The organism is Curtobacterium sp. Csp2 (assembly GCF_013347165.1).
Genome location: NZ_CP054593.1, coordinates 163,016 through 180,152, shown reverse-complemented (window position 1 = coordinate 180,152; position 17,137 = coordinate 163,016). Strand labels below are relative to the sequence as shown.

The following is a 17,137-nucleotide window of genomic DNA, read 5'->3' as shown; positions in this document are numbered from 1 at the left end:
GCTCAGCGCCGGGCCGGTCGCCCTCGCCGCGACGACGGCGCTCGCGCAGCGGGTCGCCCGGGCGATGCGCGGCGCCCTGGGGGCCACGGGCACGGTGCTGCTGCAGGCCTCCGGGGCGGATGCCGGCCAGAGCGTCGAGCACCTCCACGTCCACGTGGTCCCCTGCTGGCCGGACGACGGCATCACCCACTGGCCCTCGCCACCGTCGGCCCACCGGTTCGACGGGGACCCGCACGCGGCCCTCGCCGAGATGTTCGAGTAGCCGGGGCCGGGGCCAGGCGCCGGGGCCGGGGCCCGTCGATGGAGCAGAAGACGTCGGGTCGCCCGAGCACACCCGACGTCGTCTGCTCACTCGACGGGCGGAGGAACCACGAACGAGCGGTTGAACGCGCTCGTGTCGTACCGGACGAGCCAGGGGCTGGTCCCGTCGAGGAACGCCGGCAGCACCGACAGGGGCAGCCACGTGCCGTCGACCGGCTGCGGGGCGAACACCCCGCCGTCCCCGCTGCGCAGGAGTGCCTCGACGGCGCGGCCGCTCGGGTGGAAGCTCTTCGACACGTGGACGTCGCGGCCGCCGAGCGCCCGGACACGGTCCAGCGCGTCCCGCTTGCCGTCCGCGACGAGCACGACGGAGACGATGAACGGGTCGAACACGGTCACCCCCACCACGGTGCGGCCGTCGGGCAGCCGCGTGGCGAACTGCGCGAAGGGCTTGCCGGAGCGGGACACGGACCGATCGTACGGCCGCGCGGGCGCCGAGCGACCATCGATGGAGCAGCAGACGTCGGGTCGCCCGAGCGCACCCGACTTCGTCTGCTCACTCGACGGCCCTGGGCAGCGAAGCCCCGGGACGCGGACCCCCGGCTACTCGAACATCTCGGCGAGGGCCGCGTGCGGGTCCCCGTCGAACCGGTGGGCCGACGGTGGCGAGGGCCAGTGGGTGATGCCGTCGTCCGGCCAGCAGGGGACCACGTGGACGTGGAGGTGCTCGACGCTCTGGCCGGCATCCGCCCCGGAGGCCTGCAGCAGCACCGTGCCCGTGGCCCCCAGGGCGCCGCGCATCGCCCGGGCGACCCGCTGCGCGAGCGCCGTCGTCGCGGCGAGGGCGACCGGCCCGGCGCTGAGCAGGTTCCGGGTGTGCTCGACCGGGACGACGAGGGTGTGCCCGGGTGCGAGCGACGAGTCGGGCAGGGGAGCGAAGGCGACGGCGTGCTCCTCGCGTTCGACCCAGACGGCGGGCGCGGAACCCTCGATGATGCTGCAGAAGGGGCACGGGTCCATCGGCCCAGTCTGCACGTCCCCTACGCTCCCCACGTGGTCACCATCGCGCGGGTCAGTCCCTCCGACGCCGTCGCCGGCCGGATCGTCCGGGCGTACCTGACCGACGTCGCCTCCCGCTGGCACGGCCGGACCGCGAGCGAGGACGAGGTCGACCGAGCGCTCACCGACGAACCGTTCGACGACCTGGTCGAGCCCAGCGGCGTGCTGCTGGTCGCGTCGGACGGAGGCCAGGCCGTCGGGTGCGCGGGCGCGCGGTTCCTCGGGAACGTCGCGGAGCTCACGAAGGTCTTCGTGTCGCCGACGCGCCGCGGGACGGGCCTGGGCGCCGCACTGCTGCGCGCTGTCGAGGCCGCCTGCCGAGAACAGGGCGTCGCGGTGCTCCGCCTCGACACCCGCGCCGCGCTGGCTGAGGCATGCGCACTCTACGAGCGCTCGGGATTCGAACGGGTCGCGCCCTTCAACGCAGACCCCTACGCGGACCGGTGGTACCGCAAGGTGCTGGAGCCGTGACCCACGACCGGACGGGAGGCACGTGGCGGACCCGCCACGTGCCTCCCGTCCGCTCGTGTCGGCGGGTACGGTGCGGACCATGACGGTGACCGGGATCGGTGGGCTCTTCTTCCGCAGTCGCGACCCGGAGGGTCGCGCCGCGTGGTACCGCGAGCACCTCGGGATCGACGCGGGGTCGGACACGGTGTGGCAGCAGGAGGCGGGTGCGACCGTGTTCGCGCCGTTCCCGGCCGACAGCGGGTACTTCCCCGCCGACAGCCCCTTCATGCTGAACCTGCGCGTGACCGGGCTCGACGACCTGGTGGCGCGGCTCGAGGCCTCGGGCACCGCGGTGGAGCGTCGACCGGAGTGGGACACCGAGTACGGGCGCTTCGTACGGATCCACGACCCGGAGGGGCTGCCGCTCGAGCTGTGGGAGGCCGCCGGCTGACGAGCCCCGTGGCCAGGGTGTCTACCCGCCCTGCTCCTCGCGCCCGACGCCGGCGAACACCTCGGGGTGGTCGTCGAGCCACGACCACCGGGCGACCGGCCACGTCACGGCCACGGCCCGCCCGACGACGTCGGACTCCCGGACGAACCCCTTCGAGGGCAGGTCCTGGTGGAAGCGCGAGTCGGCCGAGCCGTACCGGTTGTCGCCCATCACCCACAGCCGTCCGGCGGGGACCGTGACGTCGAAGGGGACACCCGACGCGGGGTCGCCCTCGGGTGCGAGGACGTACGGCTCGACGAGCGGGACGCCGTTCACCGACATCCGCCCCTGCGCGTCGCAGCACTCGACGTGGTCGCCCGGCAGTCCGATGAGCCGCTTGATCAGGTGGCCGTCGGTGTCCGGCCCGAAGCCGACCGTGCTGAGCGTCCGGCCGAGGAGCGTCGGCGTCCGCGCGGCGACCTGTTCGGGGGAACCCGGGACGTCGAGCCACCCGTCGGCGTCCCGGAAGACGACGACGTCGCCCCGGTGCAGGCCGGCGAGTTCGTTCACGACGACGTGGTCGCCCACCTGCAGGGTGTTCGTCATCGAACCGGAGGGGATCGAGAAACTGCGGATGACGAAGGTCTTGACGAGGAACGACGCGAGCAGGGCTGCGAGCAGGATCACCACCATGTCCCGGAGGAACCGCAGCACCCCGTTCCGCTGTCCCGCGCGTCGTGCCATCCGTTCCCCCATGCGAGCAGCGTAGGGCAGCGCGCAGCAGGTCGGCTGACGCGACCAGCCCGCCTGCGTGACGTGCGCGTCGGGCGCACCGCGCCTCCAGGCCGCCTGGGAGGCACGGATCACCGCCGGCCGACGCGTGCGGTGGGTGCAGATGGCCGGTACGTTCGGTGCAAGGGGGTCGCGATGCGCTTCATCAACTGGCTGGTCGGGGTGTTGGGTGTGGTCGCGCGCGGCGTGGACGCGAGCAACGGGGCGGGACCGGGTGTGCCGCCGAACGCGGCGAGCTGGCTCGCGGACAACGAGAGCGACCACCAGCGGCGGCGCGACTACCGACCCTGACGCGCGCCTCGGAGGGCTCGTAGGTCGCGGCCCGACAGGGCGTCGCTCCACGTCGCGGTGTCGCCACCGCCGCCCGCGCAGTGCAGGCCGTCGTGACCTGCCTCCCGCTGACACCGCCAGCGGTCGAAGGTGCTCGGGCACGGTCCCGTGGTCCGGTCGGTCCGGTCGGTCCGGGAGTCGCGTGAGGTCCTGATCGCACTCATGACACTGCTGGGACGAGTCGGACGCCCTGATCGTCACGCTTCTTCGACGTTTCTTGGGGAACCTGCCGTCGGATGTCCGGGTGACCACCCCACTGCCCGTGTCCCCAGCCCGTCCGACCCGGCGTCGCACCGTCGAGCGGGCGGTGGTCGTCGTCGTGCTCCTCGTGGTCGTCGGCTTCGTCCTCCGTGCGCACCCGGTGGACGCCGGCCTCGCCCGAGCGCTCAACAGCCTGCACGTCGGGGCCCTCGGCGCAGTCGGCTCAGTGGTGTACACCGTGTTCGAGCCGGTGCCGGCGGTGCTCCTGACCGTCGTCCTGACCGGGCTCGTGTGGGCTCGGACCCGCCGCCTGGTGACGGCGGCGGCGTTCGCCGGCGTCGTCGCGCTGACGTGGATCCCGTCCGACCTGCTCAAGGTGGTCGTCGGGCGGCCGCGACCCGACGGGTCCGTGCTGCCGCACCCGTTCGTCCCCGTGCAGCCCGACGCGTCGTTCCCGAGCGGGCACACCGTCTTCGTGGTGGCGCTCGTGCTCGCCGGACTGATGCTCGTGCCGGCAGGTCCCCGCCGCCGGGTGCTCGCGGTGCTCGGCGGGGTCGTCGTGCTGGTCGTGGCGACGGCGCTCGCCGTGGACGGGGTGCACTGGCCGACGGACGTCGTCGCGTCGGTGGCGTGGGCGCTCGCGGTGGCGCCGGTCGCCCGGATCGTCTGGGTCGACCTGGTGCTGACGCGGGTGGTGCAGCGCGGAGCGGCCCGCGTCGAGCGCTTCCGGACGCCGGACGAGCGCGCGGCGGTCGTGGGGGAGCAGACTGGGCGCCACCGCGCGGACGAGGAGGACGCTTCGTGAGGCCCTGGCTGACCCGGATCGGCACGGCGGTCGGCCTCGGCTCCGACCAGGACCCGGACCGCCGTGAGTACCGCCGCTCCGCCGTGCGCATCGGTCTGCGGGTCGCAGTCGTCTCCGCGGCGCTCGTGGTGTCCGTCGTCGCGCTCGTCGTGGCCTACGTGGCGTGGCAGCTCACGCCCGCGCAGCAGCTCGAGCGGCACGGTGCCGAGGACGTCCACGTCTACCTGGACACCGTCGACCTGCTCATCGCCGTCCTGGTCGTCGGCGGCGCGGCCGTCGTGCTCGCGGGGGTGGCGACCTGGCTCATCGCCGCGCATGCGGTCCGGCCGCTCGCCGAGGCTTACCGGCTGCAACGGACGTTCGTCGCGGACGCGAGCCACGAGCTGCGGACGCCGCTGACGGTGCTGAGCGCCCGGGTGCAGCAGCTCCAGGCGATGCTCCCCGCCGCGAGCTCCGAGCGCGCGGTCGCGGACGAGCTCCGCACGGACACCCGCGCCCTCGCCGAGGTCGTCGAGGACCTGCTCGCCACCGCGGCGGGCCGGACCGACGAAGCCGCCGTGGCGGAGCTCGACGCCGGTCTCGCGGCGGCGGCGAACGACATGGCGGTCCTGGCCCGCGACCGGCAGGTGCACCTCGTGGTCACCCCGGGCGAGGGCGTCCTGGCCGTCACGCCCACGCAGCTCAAGCGGTGCCTCGTCGCGCTCGTCGACAACGCGGTCGGGCACAGTCCGACGGGCGGCGCGGTGTGGGTGGAGAACGAGGTCGTCGGCGACCGCGTGGTGATCCGGGTCCGCGACGAGGGGCAGGGCATCACCGGGATCGCGCCGCGGCGGGTGTTCGACCGGTTCGCCCACGGCGACGCACCGGCCACCGGTGGACCGACCCGGACGAGCAACGGCATCGGACTCGCGCTCGTGAAGGACGTCGCCGTCCGCGCGGGCGGCGATGTGCGGGTGGAGCGCACCGGTCCGTCCGGCACCGTGTTCGCGCTGACCCTGCCGCTCGCCGGTGTGACTGGACGGCGGCGGCGCGGATGAGCGGCGGCGGACGGGTCCTGCTCGTCGAGGACGACCCGCGCCTCGGGCCGATCGTGCGGGACGTGCTGTCGGCCTCGTGGGACGTCGAACTCGTCACCACGCGGGTGGACGCGCTCGAGGCCGCGCTGCACCGGCTGTTCGACGTGCTCGTGGTCGACCGTCGCCTGCCGGACGGCGACGGCCTGGACGTGGTCCGGGAGCTCCGGCGCTTCCGGGTCGCCACCCCGGCGCTCGTGCTCACCGCGCTCGGCGAGGTGCACGACCGGGTGTCCGGGCTCGACGCCGGCGCGAACGACTACCTGGTGAAGCCGTTCGACTTCGACGAGCTGAACGCCCGACTCCGGGCGCTCACCCGCGCGCCGGTGGACCTCGGGCCCTCGTTCGAGATCGGGGGCTGGTCGTTCCGGCCGGACGACCACACCGTGCACTCGCCCTACAGCGGCCGGGTGGCCCTGACCGACCGGGAGTCCGACCTGCTCGCGGTGCTCGCGGCGGAGCCGGACCGGGTGTTCTCGCGCGAGCAGCTGCTGTCCGCGGTGTTCGAGCACGGCGAGCAGCTCGGGACGGTCGACACGTACGTGCACTACCTCCGGAAGAAGACCGAGCGGGACCTCATCGCGACCGTGCGGGGCAAGGGCTACCGGCTCGGCACCCCGGCCTGACGCGGAGCGGACGGGGCCCGCGCGTCCGCGGGGCCCTGCGCCCGGTGCCCGGCGCCCTCGTCACTCCGGGTCGAGCAGCCCCTCGCGCTCCGCCTCGACCGCCACCGCGAGCAGGGCGGCCCCCGCACTCACCACACCGAGGACCGCGACCCCCGCCGCTGCCACACCGATCCACACGCCCATGACGCCTCCTCGTCCGACAGCGTGGAGCGGATCGCCCCAGAAAGCAGCAAGGCTGCACGGATCGTCAGCCTTGGTCGTTCCTGGGAGACCCGGTCCGACCCTGGTGCCATGCGCACCACACCACGGACCCGCGAGCGCTGGTTCGACCTGGTCTTCCTGGTCGGCTTCGCGCTCAAGGCGGTCGACGGGCTCGTCGAGCTCCTCGTCGGCCTGCCGCTGCTCGTGCTCCGGCCGGCGCAGGTCGAGGCCGTCGCCCGGCTCCTGACCGCCGGCGAGCTCCGCGAGGACCCGGGCGACCCGGTCGCGCACCTCGTCCGCCACGGGGTCGCGGCGCTGAGCGCGGACGCGACGCTGTTCGCCGCGGTGTACCTGGTCGTGCACGGCCTGGTGAAGCTCGGCATCGTCGCGGCGATCTTCCGCGGGTCACGACGGCTGTACCCGTGGGCGATAGCGGCACTCGGCGGCTTCGTGGTCTGGCAGGGCGTCGAGTCCGTGCAGCACCCCGGCGTCGGGCTCGCACTCCTGACCCTGTTCGACGTCGTCATCGTCGCGCTCACCGTGCGCGAGTGGCGGCACCACCGCAGCCTCGGCGACGCCGTGCGCAGCGTGCTCGGACGGAGTGCCCGTCGAGCCCCGTCGGACCCGCCCACCGAACCCGCCTGGAGGACCGCCCAGTGACCCCTGCCGCCCTGCACCTGTTCGACGCCGCCTCGGTCCTGCACGCCTTCGGGCCGTGGGTCCTGGCCGGGATCGCACTCCTCGTCGTCGTGGAGTCCGGCGTCCTGTTCCCGTTCCTGCCCGGGGACTCGCTGCTCGTCACCGCCGCGATCCTCAGTGCCACCCTCGGCGTCACACCCGGCGAGGTCGCGCTCGTCGCCGTGACCGCCGCCGTCGTGGGCGACTTCGTCGGGTACGCCCTCGGCGCGCGTGTCGGCCGGCGGCTGTTCCGCCCCGGCGCGCGGCTCCTCACCCCCGCGCGGCTGCACGAGTCCGAGGCGTTCTTCGCCCGCTGGGGTGCTGCGTCGCTCGTGCTCGGCCGGTTCGTCCCGGTGGTCCGCACCTACGTCCCGCTCGCCGCCGGCACCGCACGCATGCCGCTCGGGCGCTTCGCCACCTGGAACGTCGTCGGTGCCGTGGCCTGGGTCGGGGTGCTCGTCACCGCCGGGGTCCTGCTCGGTGGCGTCCCGCTCGTGGCGGACCACATCGACGCGGTGATGATCGTCGTGGTCGTCGTCTCGGTGCTCCCGCTCGTCGTCGGAGCCCTCGTCCGCCGAGGTCGCACGGCCCGGGTCGAACGGTGACCGCCGTGACGCAGGCGCCCGGCTGGTGGCGCCGGAAGTCCACCCCGGAGCGCCGGACCGTCGGGCGTACCGAGCGGGCCGTCCTGCTCCGCGGGGCCGTCGTGCTCGCCGTCGTCGGGTCCGCCGTGTTCTCGGCGATGCTCGTCGGGGTGCTCGGCCACAGCGGTGTGCAGCACCTGGACCGACCGGTCGAGCAGTGGTTCGACGCGCACCGCGACCGGGACCTGACCGGGGTGTCGGCGTTCTTCGCGACCGTGTTCGGGCCGGTCGGGATGCCGATCGTCGTGCTCGTGGTCACCGTGGTGTGGGCGCTCGTCGCGCGGCACGCGTGGCGGCCGCTGCTGCTGGCGTGCGGGATGGTGCTCGGCGTCGCCACCGCGCAGCTGCTCGCACCGATCGTGCGGCACCCGAGGCCGCCCGTCGGGCTCATGCTGCTCGCCCCCGACCACACGTTCTCGTTCCCGTCCGGACACGTGCTCGGGGCGAGTGACTTCTTCCTGATCGGGGCGTTCCTCGTCGCCTCGCGGACCCACCGTCGGTGGGTCAAGGTCCTGCTGTTCGCGCTCGCGGCGCTGATGATCACGGCGCAGGTCGTCACCCGGCTGTACCTGGGCTACCACTGGCTGACGGACACGCTCGCGTCGGTCGGGTTGTCGATGATGATCACCGCGCTGGCGATCGCGGTCGACACGCACGTGACGGTGCGCGTCCCCGAGCTGGCGGACGCGACCCGCTGACGGCCTGGAGGCACGTGGCGGGCCCGCCACGCGCCTCCAGTCCGTCGCCTGGTCGCGAGGACGGGGGACAAGCCGCGGACCGCACGCTCCGGACCCCGCAGGGGCCGGAGCCTAGCGTGGGCGTGTCATGGCAGCCGAACACCGCAAACCCGTCGAGCCCGATGGGGCTCCCTCCGTCGCACACCACGGCGCGCACCACGCCGCCACCGCCGCACCCACGGCGACCCCACCGGAAGCCCCGAAGGACACCGCCTCGGACCGCGCCCGCCCGTCGGGCGACGGTGGCGGTCGCGACGACTACCAGCCGGACCCGAACCGCTGGAAGGCGCTCGTCATCTGCCTGCTCGGCGGCGGGATCGTGTTGCTCGACGTGTCGATCGTCAACGTCGCGCTGGAGTCCATCTCGAGCGGCCTGCCGGGTGCCTCGCCCGAGGCCGTGCAGTGGATCCTGTCCGGCTACGCGCTCGCGTTCGGCCTGCTGCTCGTCCCCGGAGGCCGGCTCGGGGACGCCTCCGGCCGGCGACGGATGTTCATCGTCGGCGTCGCGCTCTTCACGCTCGCGAGTGCCCTCTGCGGCTTCGCGCCGAACGGCCTCGTGCTCGTGATCGCCCGCCTGGTGCAGGGCTTCGCTGGTGGTCTGCTCACGCCGCAGGTCACCGCGCTCATCCAGCAGCTGTTCCGCGGGAAGGAGCGCGGCACCGCGTTCGGCCTGTTCGGAGCGACGGTCGGCATCGCCACCGCGATCGGCCCGCTCGTCGGTGGGCTGCTCATCACGGCGTTCGGGACCGAGAACGGCTGGCGGTTCGTCTTCTTCGTGAACCTGCCCGTCGGACTCGTCACGATCCTCCTGTCCTTCCGCTACCTGCCCGCCACCGCGAAGGCCGAGCGCGGGCGCAAGCACGACTTCGACCCCGTGGGGATCGTCCTGCTCGGCGCCGCGGTCGTCGCGCTGCTGCTGCCGTTCGTGCAGTCCGAGGAGTGGAAGAGCAACGCGAAGTGGTGGCTCGTCGTCGCTGCGGTCGTGTTCGCCGGGCTGTTCGTGCTCTGGGAACGGCGGTACGCGCGGACGAAGGAGCCCGTGATCGACCTCGGGCTGTTCCGCCGCCGGTCGTTCTCGCTCGGTGTCGGGCTCGCGACCGTGTACTTCGCCGGCTTCACCCCGCTGTTCTTCGTGCTGACGCTCGCGCTGCAGTCCGGCCTGCACTACTCGGCGCTGCTGGCGGGGGCGTCCTCGGTGCCGTTCGCGATCGGGTCCGGCGTCGCGTCGACGATCGGCGGTCGGGTCGTGTCCCGGTTCGGGCGGCAGCTCATCGTGTTCGGCACGATCCTGGTGCTGCTCGGGCTCGGCGGCGTGATCTGGGTGGTCGCGAACCACTACGGGCCGTCGCTCGGCTGGTGGCTCGTGGTGCCGCTGCTCGTCGCCGGCGTCGGCTCCGGCCTGACGATCTCGCCGAACCAGACCCTGACGCTGTCCGAGGTCCCCGTCCAGCAGGGCGGCTCGGCCGGTGGGCTCATCCAGGTCGGTGCCCGGGTCGGGTCGGCCATCGGGATCGCGGCCGTGGGCAGTGTGTTCTACTCGGCGATCGCCAGCTCGAAGGGCGACTACGCGCAAGGGCTGCCGCTCGGGCTCGGGGTGTCGCTCGCGTTCGTGGGGGCGGCGCTGCTCGCCGGGATCGTGGACGTCGTCGTGGGGCGGGTGCGGGGGACGCAGGCATCGGTGTGAGGCGGGGCGGCGGCGACGTCGCTCGGCGCTCGGCTGGTCGGCTGGTCGGCGCTCGGCTGGTGTGCTGCCGCGGTGACCTTTCGCGCTGAGCGACAGGTCACGCGCGCCGCTGCCCGTGACGTGTCGCTGGGCGCGTGAGGTCGGGCGACGGCGACCGCCACCGACCGCGCTACCGGGACCGGTCGAGCGCGGCGGCGGCGCGTCCGAGCAGCCAGTTCACCGCCCAGCCGACGACGCCGATCACCGGCACCGCCAGGATGACGACCGTCCACACGGCCTTGACGACGTCGCTCCGACGACGATCACGCCACACCTGCACGAGCGCCACCACGTCGAGCGCCAGGATCACGACGATCACCAGCAGGTGCGCCCCACTCATGTTCTGCAGCACGGCTGCCTCCCCTCCTCGCACGGTCGCGCGACGGGTCCCACGGTAGGTCGGCGCTCGGGCCCGGGGCGTCAACCGGGAGGACGACATCCCAGCGTCCCGACACCGCCACCCCTACGCTGACGGGATGGCACCGCGCGTCCGACCCGTCCGACCGTCCGATGAGCAGGCGTGGGCGGAACTGTACGCCGGGTACCGCGCCTTCTACCGACTGCCCGACGACCCCGACGCCGTCGCCGCGACGTGGCGATGGGTGTCCGGCGGCGAGCACGGCCTGCTCGGGCTCGTCGCCGTGGACGACGACGACCGCCCGGTCGGGCTGGCGAACCTGCGGCGCTTCGCGCGTCCGTCGACCGCGACGATCGGGCTGTACCTCGACGACCTGTTCACCGCACCGACCGCCCGGGGAGCCGGCGTCGCGACCGCGCTCCTGCACGAGGCGGCCACCGTCGCCGCTGCCGAGGGGGCGAGCGTGGTGCGGTGGATCACCGCGCAGGACAACGCGGCGGCACGACGGGTCTACGACGCCGTGGCTACCGCGACGCCGTGGGTGACCTACGACCTCGCCCCCGGTTCCCCACGCGACTGACCGGCGCGGGTTCAGCGCCCCCGGGCGTACGCGCTGCCGTCCCACGTGTGCACGGCGTCGTCGTCCCAGAGCATCCGGAGGTCGTACGCGGCGCAGTCGACGAACGTCCCGATGCTGATCCAGTGCCGCGACCGGCGGAGCTCGCCGCGCGACGGCCCGTCCGAACCGATGCCGGCCCGGTGCACCATCCACTCCAGGTCCCGGGCCTGCTCGTCGAGGTACCGCATCACGGCCTCGTTGTCCCGGTGCTGCCCGTCGTAGGACTTCGCGATCGTGCGGCGGACGATCCGGAGCGGCAGGGCCAGACGTCGCCCGGGCACCGCGCTGAGTCCGCCCGCCTGGTACAGGAACCGCCGTGTGCCGTTGCGGCGCATCGCGGGCACGAGGCGCTGCACGAACTCCGTGTTGACCAGGCGGTCCTGCTGTGCCGCCCGGTCCCCGAGCATCGCGACGACCCCGTCGACCCCGTCGAGCAGCCGGTCGAGGTCGAGTTGGTCGTCGGTGATCGAGCCGGCGACCACCTCGAGCCGCTCGTGCCGGACCGCGAGCTTGGTGGGCGTGCGGGCGAGGGCGCGCACGTGGTGGCCCTGCTCGAGCGCGAGGCGGGTGAGGTGTTGCCCGGTCTGCCCGGTGGCGCCGAGCACGAGGAGGGATCGTCCGCTGGTCATGCCCACAATCTAGACACTGACTACTATCTAGTCAATGCCTGGTTTGGGTACGATGACGGCATGACCGAGCGGCCGTTCCACCACGGGAACCTCCGCGCGGTGCTCCTGGACGAGGCCGTCGCGGTCCTGCGCGACTCGGGCGTCGAGGGGCTCTCGCTCCGGGACCTCGCACGCCGCGCCGGGGTCAGTCACGGTGCGCCGCGGAGCCACTTCGTCGACCGCCAGGCGCTCCTCGACGCCCTCGCGGTGGTCGGCTTCGAACGCCTCCGGACCGCGGTCGAGCGGGCGATGACGGCGTCGACGGACCTGCCCGACCGCTTCCGCCGCGTCGCGCACGCCTACGTCGACTTCGCCGTCGACGACGCCGCCCTGATGGACCTGATGTTCCAGGCGAAGTCGAGCCCCCGCGCCGGTGCCGTCGGGGAGGCCGCCGGGGCACTGTTCGGCCTGCTCGACCAAGCGGCGGGGCCCCGGGGCGCCGACACCGACGAGGCCGCCCGCGAATCGTTCAAGATGCTCTTCGCCGCCACGATGCAGGGCCTCGCCGCACTCGTGGTGTCCGAGCGGATCCCGCGTGCGCAGGGCGAGCGGCTCGTCGACGACGCCGCCGACGTGATGCTCGCCTCGGACCTGGCGCGACGCTCCGTCACCGACCGCTGACGGTCCGGCCCGGTAGCGTGCGACCATGAGCCCCGCTGCGCCGGACCTGCCCGGCCTCCCGCCGTTGTCCTGGACGGGCGTCGACGGTGTCGCAATGTACGACGACCGCACCGGCGCGCTGACGCTCGAGTCCGCGCCCGGCGTCGACTGGACCAACGACGCGGGCGGCGGTCCGCAGCAGCACGGCGCCACCGCGCTCGCGTTCGCGGCTCCGGACGGCGACTTCGTGCTGTCGGCCCGGGTCCGCGTGCCCGGCGAGCGGACGACCTTCGACGCCGGCGCGCTCGCGCTCTGGGCGGATCCGAGCCACTGGGCGAAGCTCTGCGACGAGCACGCTCCGCACGGTGAGGACATGGTCGTCAGCGTCGTCACGAACGACTGGTCGGACGACTGCAACAGCAGGCTGCTCGACGCACCGGCCGTCCACCTCCGGGTCGCGCGGGTGGGCAGCGCCTTCGCCTTCCACGCCTCGTCGGACGGTCGGACGTGGGACTTCGTCCGCACGTTCCGCCTGCGGTCCGGCTCGGCGCCCCTGTCGGTCGGCTTCCTCGCGCAGGCACCCACCGGCGACGGATGCACGGCCGTCTTCGACGAGATCGCCTACGCCGAACGCACCCTGCCGGACCTGCGGGACGGTCGCTGACGGCCCGGACGCGACCAGCGGACGGACGGGAGGACCGTGGCGGCCCCGCCACGCGCCTCCAGTCCGGTCCTGGTCGCGACCAGACCTGCACGCCGGATCCGCGCGCGTCAGACGCCGGCGGGCACCGCCACCCGTGTCAGCCGCACCGGGACGGCCTTCGACACCGGGGTGTTGCTGCCCCTCGCCGCGCTGTCCAACGGCACGAGCACGTTCGCCTCGGGGAAGTAGGCGGCGGCGCAGCCGCGCGCACTCGGGTACGCGACGACCCGGTAGTCCCGCAGCACGCGCTCGACGTCGTCGTCCCAGACCGTCTCGACGTCGACGTGGTCGCCGTCGGTCAGCCCGAGCTCGGCCAGGTCGTCGGGGTTGACGAAGACGACGTGCCGGCCCTTCTTGATGCCGCGGTAGCGGTCGTTCAGGCTGTAGATCGTCGTGTTGTACTGGTCGTGCGAGCGCAGGGTCTGCAGCAGCAGCGTGCCCTCGGGGCGCTCGACGTGCTCGAGCTCGTTCACCGTGATCATCGCCTTGCCGGTCTTCGTCGCGAACGTCCGTGAGTCACGCGGGCCGTTCGGCAGCACGAAGCCCTCCTTGCTGCCGGCACGGCGGGAGTAGTCCTCGAAGCCGGGGACGACGTGGCTGATGTGGTCGCGGATCACGTCGTAGTCGTCCCGCATGGCCTGCCAGTCGATCGACACGCGGTCGCCGAGGGTGGCCTTCGCGAGCTCGCACACGATCGCGACCTCGGAGAGCAGGCCGGGGGCGACCGGCGGGACCTGCCCGTGGCTGCCGTGCACGGAGCAGACGGTGTCCTCGACCGAGACGAACTGCGGGCCGGCAGCCTGGACGTCGATCTCGGTGCGGCCCATCGTCGGCAGGATCAGGGCCTCCCGCCCGACGACGGCGTGCGAGCGGTTGAGCTTCGTGGACACCTGGACGGTCATCTCGGTGCCGCGGAACGCCTGCTCGGCGAGTTGGCTGTCCGAGATCGCGGCGACGAGGTTGCCGCCCATGCCCATCCAGAACCGGATGTCGCCGCGCTGCATCGCGTGGATGCCCTTGAGGGCGTCGACCCCGTGCTCGCGGGGCGGCTCGAAGTGGAACTCCTTCGCCAGGGCGTCGAGGAACGAGTCCGGCATCTGCTCCCAGATGCCCATCGTCCGGTCGCCCTGCACGTTGCTGTGCCCGCGGATCGGCGAGGCGCCGGCGCCGGGTCGGCCGATGTTCCCGCGGAGGAGCAGGAGGTTGATGATCTCCTTGATCGTGTCGACGGCCTTGGTGTGCTGCGTGATGCCCATCGCCCACGTGATGATCGTGCGCTCGGACCGCAGGTACCGCTCCGCGAGCTCGTCGATCTCCTCGATCCTCAGGCCGGTGGCGCGGACGACCTCGTCGTCGTCGACCTGCAGGATGTGCTCGACGAACGCGTCGTACCCACTCGTGTGCTTCTCGATGAACGCGTGGTCCACGACGGACCCGGGCGTGCGCTGCTCGGCGAGGACCACGCGCTTCGCGATCGCCTGAAGCAGCGCCATGTCGCCGCCGAGCCGGATCTGCAGGAACTGGTCGGCGATCTCGGTGCCGTGCCCGACGACGCCGCGGACGCGCTGCGGGTTCTTGTAGCGGCGCAGGCCGGCCTCGGGCAGGGGGTTCACCGCGACGATCTCGGCGCCGTTGCGCTTGGCGTCCTCGAGTGCGGTGAGCATGCGGGGGTGGTTCGTGCCGGGGTTCTGGCCCATCACGATGATGAGCTCGGTGTGCTCGAAGTCGTCGTACGCGATGGTCGACTTCCCGATGCCGACGGTCTCGGCCATCGCCAGGCTGGTGGACTCGTGGCACATGTTCGAGCAGTCGGGCAGGTTGTTCGTGCCGAAGGCCCGGACGAACAGCTGGTAGACGAACGCCGCCTCGTTCGAGGTACGGCCGGAGGTGTAGAACGACGCCTGGTCGGGGGAGTCGAGCCCGTTGAGCTTGTCGGCGATGATCCGGAACGCCCGCTCCCAGCTGACCGGTTCGTAGTGGTCCTTCCCGGCGGGCTTCCACACCGGTTCGGTCAGCCGGCCCTGCATGCCGAGCCAGTACTCGGTCTTGTCGGCCAGGTCGTCGACGGAGTGCTCGGCCCAGAACTCCCGCGGGACGAGCACGGGCGTCGCCTCCCAAACGACGGCCTTGCCGCCGTTCTCGCAGAACTCGGCCGTCTTGCGCTTGTCCGGGTCCGGCCAGGCGCAGCTCATGCAGTCGAAGCCGCCCTTCTGGTTCAGGGAGAGCATGAGCTTGGCGGTGCGCGCGAGCCCGAGCTGCTCGATCGCGGGGCCCATCGAGTGCAGGACGCCGGGGACGCCGGCCGCCCAGTCCTTGGGCTCGCCGACCGTCATCTCGGCGTCGTCGGTCACGTCGTCCTTCGGGGGCTGCTCGGTCACTGGGCGCTCACTGTCTCTCGGGACTGCTCGGACTGTTCGGACTGCTGGGGCTGCTGCGCGGCGGGCGCTGCTGCTCCCGCGGTCGCGGCGTCGGCCGGCGCGAGCGCCGGTTCGACGATCCGCTCGGGTCGGCTGTAGACGACCATGCTCTGGCCGCGCAGGAAGCCGACGATCGTGATGCCGACCTCCTTCGCCAGGTCGACGGCGAGCGACGAGGGTGCTGACACCGCCGCCAGGACCGGGATCCCCGCCATCGACGCCTTCTGTGTCAACTCGAAGCTCGCGCGGCCCGACACCATCAGGACGGTGCCGCTCAGGGGCAGTCTGCCTTCCTTCACCGCCCACCCGACGACCTTGTCGACCGCGTTGTGGCGCCCGACGTCCTCGCGGAGCACGAGCATCTCGCCGGTCCGGCCGTCGAACAGCGCCGCGGCGTGCAGCCCACCGGTCTTCTCGAACACGTCCTGCGCCGCCCGGAGCCGGTCGGGGAACGTCGCGAGGAGCGCCGGGTCGAGCACCAGGTCGTCGTGGTGCACCGCGTGCTGCGAGGTCGTCCGGACCGCGTCGATGCTCGCCTTGCCGCACAGTCCGCAGGAGCTCGTCGTGTAGAACGCCCGCTCCAGGCTGGGGTCCGGGGCGGGGACACCCGCCGCGAGGGTCACGTCGAGCACGTTGTAGGTGTTCAGGCCCTCGTCCGTGGCACCCGCGCAGTACCGCGCGGCGGCGAAGTCCTCGCCCCGGGCGATGACCCCCTCGGACACCAGGAACCCCGCCGCCAGGTCGACGTCGTTGCCGGGCGTCCGCATCGTGATCGCGAGCGAGTTCCCGCCGACGCGGATCTCCAGCGGTTCCTCGACGGCGAGCAGGTCGTCACGCACCGACCGGGACGTCGCGACGGTGATGCGGGTGACGCGCTTCCGCGCCGTGATCCGGCTCATGCTCCGGGTCTACCACCCGCGTCGGTGACCCCGCCAGCGTGGTGCGGTTCGCGGTGGGAACGCGCGGTTCTCCACAGGGCCGTTCTCACCGAGCTGCGGTCACCGCGTCCACGGCAGCCGGACGGGAGGCACGGCCTCGCCCGCCACGCGGCCCCCGGACCCGACGACCATCAGTCCGTCGGCGTCGGCCAGGCCCCGGAGCATCGCCGACGTCTGGTGCGCGGCCGGCACGGCTCCCCCGGGGGTGTCCCGGTAGGCGAGGACGAGGTCACCCGGACGTTCGTTCGGGACGTCGACGGCCAGTCGGACGGACCCCGTCGGCTCCGGCGCGCGTCCGAGCACACCGGCGACGAGCGGGCCGCCGAGCAGCACCGCCCCGACCATCGCCGCCATCGGGTTGCCCGGCAGGCACAGGTAGACGGTCGCCCCGCGACGGGCGAGGAGCATCGGACGACCGGGGCGGACGGCGACCCGGTCGATCAGCAGCTCGGCGCCGATCCGGGCGAGCGCGCCGCGGACGTGGTCCGTCGAGGACCCCGCCGTGCCGCCGGTCGTGACGACGATCCGCTCCTGCGCGGCGTCGAGCACGGTGGCGGTGGCGTCGGCGTCGTCGGACACGCGCTCGGCCGCGATCGGGTCGGCCCCGAAGGCCCGGGTCGCGGTGCTCGGCGACGAGATCGTCGGCGCGGGGGTCCCACGCCCCGGCCAGGTCCGCGACGTGTTCACCCACACGCTGCCGACCGTGCTCCGGGCCTTCGGGGCCGACCCGATCGCGGCCGAGCGCGTGTCCGACGACGCCGACGCCACCGCCACCGTGCTCGACGCCGCGCAGGAGCGGATCGTCGTCACGACCGGCGGCACGG

At 73.2% G+C, this 17,137-nt stretch carries 24 protein-coding genes; 15 read left to right on the top strand and 9 right to left on the bottom strand.

Translation table 11 applies throughout. The features are described 5' to 3' along the window. Positions 1-262, top strand: a 262-nt coding sequence (locus HUN59_RS00895; protein ID WP_217483600.1) for an HIT family protein, incomplete at its 5' end; no start/stop codon positions are given. Positions 263-348: 86 nt separating this feature from the next. Here the strand turns inward: HUN59_RS00895 and HUN59_RS00890 are convergent. Together HUN59_RS00890 and HUN59_RS00885 are read right to left on the bottom strand one after the other, a co-directional pair. Continuing rightward, positions 349-729 (bottom strand): hypothetical protein, encoded by a 381-nt coding sequence (locus tag HUN59_RS00890; RefSeq protein WP_174777233.1) that lies wholly within the window; start codon positions 727-729, stop codon positions 349-351. A 135-nt stretch (positions 730-864) separates the two neighbouring features. Further along, entirely contained in the window at positions 865-1,281 is a 417-nt protein-coding gene (locus HUN59_RS00885) for an HIT family protein (protein ID WP_174777232.1), read from the bottom strand. Between the two features lie 33 nt (positions 1,282-1,314). On the opposite strand from HUN59_RS00885, the gene HUN59_RS00880 reads away from it, so the two are divergent. Together HUN59_RS00880 and HUN59_RS00875 are read left to right on the top strand one after the other, a co-directional pair. After that, positions 1,315-1,791, top strand: a complete 477-nt coding sequence (locus tag HUN59_RS00880) for a GNAT family N-acetyltransferase (protein ID WP_174777231.1) — start codon at positions 1,315-1,317, stop codon at positions 1,789-1,791. Positions 1,792-1,870: 79 nt separating this feature from the next. Next, on the top strand, positions 1,871-2,221 hold the full coding sequence (locus tag HUN59_RS00875) for a VOC family protein (RefSeq protein ID WP_174777230.1): 351 nt from the start codon (positions 1,871-1,873) through the stop codon (positions 2,219-2,221). A gap of 21 nt (positions 2,222-2,242) precedes the next feature. Here the strand turns inward: HUN59_RS00875 and lepB are convergent, their stop codons facing one another. Continuing rightward, on the bottom strand, positions 2,243-2,956 hold the full coding sequence (gene lepB / locus HUN59_RS00870; protein ID WP_254629955.1) for a signal peptidase I: 714 nt from the start codon (positions 2,954-2,956) through the stop codon (positions 2,243-2,245). Between the two features lie 171 nt (positions 2,957-3,127). On the opposite strand from lepB, the gene HUN59_RS00865 reads away from it, so the two are divergent. The 4 genes from HUN59_RS00865 (at position 3,128) to HUN59_RS00850 (ending at position 6,027) form a co-directional block, all read left to right on the top strand. Beyond that, entirely contained in the window at positions 3,128-3,283 is a 156-nt protein-coding gene (locus HUN59_RS00865) for a hypothetical protein (protein ID WP_174777229.1), read from the top strand. A gap of 283 nt (positions 3,284-3,566) precedes the next feature. After that, a complete protein-coding gene (locus HUN59_RS00860) occupies positions 3,567-4,328 on the top strand; it encodes a phosphatase PAP2 family protein (protein WP_174777228.1) in 762 nt (253 codons plus the stop codon). Further along, on the top strand, positions 4,325-5,365 hold the full coding sequence (locus HUN59_RS00855) for a sensor histidine kinase (RefSeq protein ID WP_174777227.1): 1,041 nt from the start codon (positions 4,325-4,327) through the stop codon (positions 5,363-5,365). The genes HUN59_RS00860 and HUN59_RS00855 overlap by 4 nt, the downstream gene beginning before the upstream one ends. After that, on the top strand, positions 5,362-6,027 hold the full coding sequence (locus HUN59_RS00850) for a response regulator transcription factor (RefSeq protein ID WP_144804796.1): 666 nt from the start codon (positions 5,362-5,364) through the stop codon (positions 6,025-6,027). The genes HUN59_RS00855 and HUN59_RS00850 overlap by 4 nt, the downstream gene beginning before the upstream one ends. 60 nt (positions 6,028-6,087) lie before the next feature. Here HUN59_RS00850 and HUN59_RS19910 read toward each other — a convergent pair whose 3' ends face one another. Further along, positions 6,088-6,210: a hypothetical protein gene (locus HUN59_RS19910; RefSeq protein WP_259550730.1), complete on the bottom strand. Its 123-nt coding sequence runs from the start codon at positions 6,208-6,210 to the stop codon at positions 6,088-6,090. A 108-nt stretch (positions 6,211-6,318) separates the two neighbouring features. Between HUN59_RS19910 and HUN59_RS00845 the strand changes: the two genes are divergently transcribed. The 4 genes from HUN59_RS00845 (at position 6,319) to HUN59_RS00830 (ending at position 9,971) form a co-directional block, all read left to right on the top strand. Next, positions 6,319-6,888 (top strand): DUF2127 domain-containing protein, encoded by a 570-nt coding sequence (locus tag HUN59_RS00845; protein ID WP_174777226.1) that lies wholly within the window; start codon positions 6,319-6,321, stop codon positions 6,886-6,888. Then, the gene (locus HUN59_RS00840) at positions 6,885-7,511 is read left to right on the top strand and encodes a DedA family protein (RefSeq protein WP_174777225.1); all 627 of its coding nucleotides are present in this window, start codon (positions 6,885-6,887) and stop codon (positions 7,509-7,511) included. The genes HUN59_RS00845 and HUN59_RS00840 overlap by 4 nt, the downstream gene beginning before the upstream one ends. A 5-nt stretch (positions 7,512-7,516) precedes the next feature. Further along, complete coding sequence (locus tag HUN59_RS00835; protein WP_174777224.1) at positions 7,517-8,248, top strand: phosphatase PAP2 family protein; 732 nt, start codon at positions 7,517-7,519, stop codon at positions 8,246-8,248. A gap of 127 nt (positions 8,249-8,375) precedes the next feature. Beyond that, entirely contained in the window at positions 8,376-9,971 is a 1,596-nt protein-coding gene (locus HUN59_RS00830; RefSeq protein WP_174777223.1) for an MFS transporter, read from the top strand. Positions 9,972-10,140: 169 nt separating this feature from the next. On the opposite strand, the gene HUN59_RS00825 is transcribed toward HUN59_RS00830, so the two are convergent. Next, positions 10,141-10,362: a PLDc N-terminal domain-containing protein gene (locus HUN59_RS00825; protein WP_114851379.1), complete on the bottom strand. Its 222-nt coding sequence runs from the start codon at positions 10,360-10,362 to the stop codon at positions 10,141-10,143. A gap of 124 nt (positions 10,363-10,486) precedes the next feature. Between HUN59_RS00825 and HUN59_RS00820 the strand changes: the two genes are divergently transcribed. After that, positions 10,487-10,948 (top strand): GNAT family N-acetyltransferase, encoded by a 462-nt coding sequence (locus HUN59_RS00820; protein WP_174777222.1) that lies wholly within the window; start codon positions 10,487-10,489, stop codon positions 10,946-10,948. An 11-nt stretch (positions 10,949-10,959) separates the two neighbouring features. Here HUN59_RS00820 and HUN59_RS00815 read toward each other — a convergent pair whose 3' ends face one another. Further along, on the bottom strand, positions 10,960-11,616 hold the full coding sequence (locus HUN59_RS00815) for an NAD(P)-dependent oxidoreductase (protein ID WP_174777221.1): 657 nt from the start codon (positions 11,614-11,616) through the stop codon (positions 10,960-10,962). Between the two features lie 60 nt (positions 11,617-11,676). On the opposite strand from HUN59_RS00815, the gene HUN59_RS00810 reads away from it, so the two are divergent. Then, on the top strand, positions 11,677-12,276 hold the full coding sequence (locus HUN59_RS00810) for a TetR/AcrR family transcriptional regulator (protein ID WP_174777220.1): 600 nt from the start codon (positions 11,677-11,679) through the stop codon (positions 12,274-12,276). A 25-nt stretch (positions 12,277-12,301) separates the two neighbouring features. Next, complete coding sequence (locus tag HUN59_RS00805; RefSeq protein WP_174777219.1) at positions 12,302-12,919, top strand: DUF1349 domain-containing protein; 618 nt, start codon at positions 12,302-12,304, stop codon at positions 12,917-12,919. A 107-nt stretch (positions 12,920-13,026) separates the two neighbouring features. On the opposite strand, the gene HUN59_RS00800 is transcribed toward HUN59_RS00805, so the two are convergent. The 3 genes from HUN59_RS00800 to HUN59_RS00790 form a co-directional block, all read right to left on the bottom strand. Further along, a complete protein-coding gene (locus HUN59_RS00800) occupies positions 13,027-15,336 on the bottom strand; it encodes an FdhF/YdeP family oxidoreductase (RefSeq protein ID WP_217483599.1) in 2,310 nt (769 codons plus the stop codon). Further along, on the bottom strand, positions 15,333-16,274 hold the full coding sequence (gene fdhD, locus HUN59_RS00795) for a formate dehydrogenase accessory sulfurtransferase FdhD (RefSeq protein ID WP_174777218.1): 942 nt from the start codon (positions 16,272-16,274) through the stop codon (positions 15,333-15,335). Before fdhD ends, HUN59_RS00800 begins: the two co-directional genes overlap by 4 nt. Positions 16,275-16,373: 99 nt before the next feature. Further along, positions 16,374-17,006 (bottom strand): molybdopterin-binding protein, encoded by a 633-nt coding sequence (locus tag HUN59_RS00790; RefSeq protein ID WP_254629954.1) that lies wholly within the window; start codon positions 17,004-17,006, stop codon positions 16,374-16,376. On the opposite strand from HUN59_RS00790, the gene HUN59_RS20040 reads away from it, so the two are divergent. Then, positions 16,936-17,137 (top strand): molybdopterin-binding protein (locus tag HUN59_RS20040; RefSeq protein ID WP_368076219.1); only part of this gene is annotated, 202 nt, incomplete at its 3' end. The two genes, HUN59_RS00790 and HUN59_RS20040, sit on opposite strands and share 71 nt — an antisense overlap.

Bases quoted from the DNA above. Each gene is read 5' to 3' on its own strand.
- HUN59_RS00810 (WP_174777220.1), top strand. From the start codon at position 11,677: ATGACCGAGCGGCCGTTCCACCACGGGAACCTCCGCGCGGTGCTCCTG.
- lepB (WP_254629955.1), bottom strand. From the start codon at position 2,956: ATGGGGGAACGGATGGCACGACGCGCGGGACAGCGGAACGGGGTGCTG.
- HUN59_RS00850 (WP_144804796.1), top strand. From the start codon at position 5,362: ATGAGCGGCGGCGGACGGGTCCTGCTCGTCGAGGACGACCCGCGCCTC.
- HUN59_RS00820 (WP_174777222.1), top strand. From the start codon at position 10,487: ATGGCACCGCGCGTCCGACCCGTCCGACCGTCCGATGAGCAGGCGTGG.
- HUN59_RS00875 (WP_174777230.1), top strand. From the start codon at position 1,871: ATGACGGTGACCGGGATCGGTGGGCTCTTCTTCCGCAGTCGCGACCCG.
- HUN59_RS19910 (WP_259550730.1), bottom strand. From the start codon at position 6,210: ATGGGCGTGTGGATCGGTGTGGCAGCGGCGGGGGTCGCGGTCCTCGGT.
- HUN59_RS00865 (WP_174777229.1), top strand. From the start codon at position 3,128: ATGCGCTTCATCAACTGGCTGGTCGGGGTGTTGGGTGTGGTCGCGCGC.
- HUN59_RS00845 (WP_174777226.1), top strand. From the start codon at position 6,319: ATGCGCACCACACCACGGACCCGCGAGCGCTGGTTCGACCTGGTCTTC.
- fdhD (WP_174777218.1), bottom strand. From the start codon at position 16,274: ATGAGCCGGATCACGGCGCGGAAGCGCGTCACCCGCATCACCGTCGCG.
- HUN59_RS00805 (WP_174777219.1), top strand. From the start codon at position 12,302: ATGAGCCCCGCTGCGCCGGACCTGCCCGGCCTCCCGCCGTTGTCCTGG.
- HUN59_RS00815 (WP_174777221.1), bottom strand. From the start codon at position 11,616: ATGACCAGCGGACGATCCCTCCTCGTGCTCGGCGCCACCGGGCAGACC.
- HUN59_RS00885 (WP_174777232.1), bottom strand. From the start codon at position 1,281: ATGGACCCGTGCCCCTTCTGCAGCATCATCGAGGGTTCCGCGCCCGCC.
- HUN59_RS00830 (WP_174777223.1), top strand. From the start codon at position 8,376: ATGGCAGCCGAACACCGCAAACCCGTCGAGCCCGATGGGGCTCCCTCC.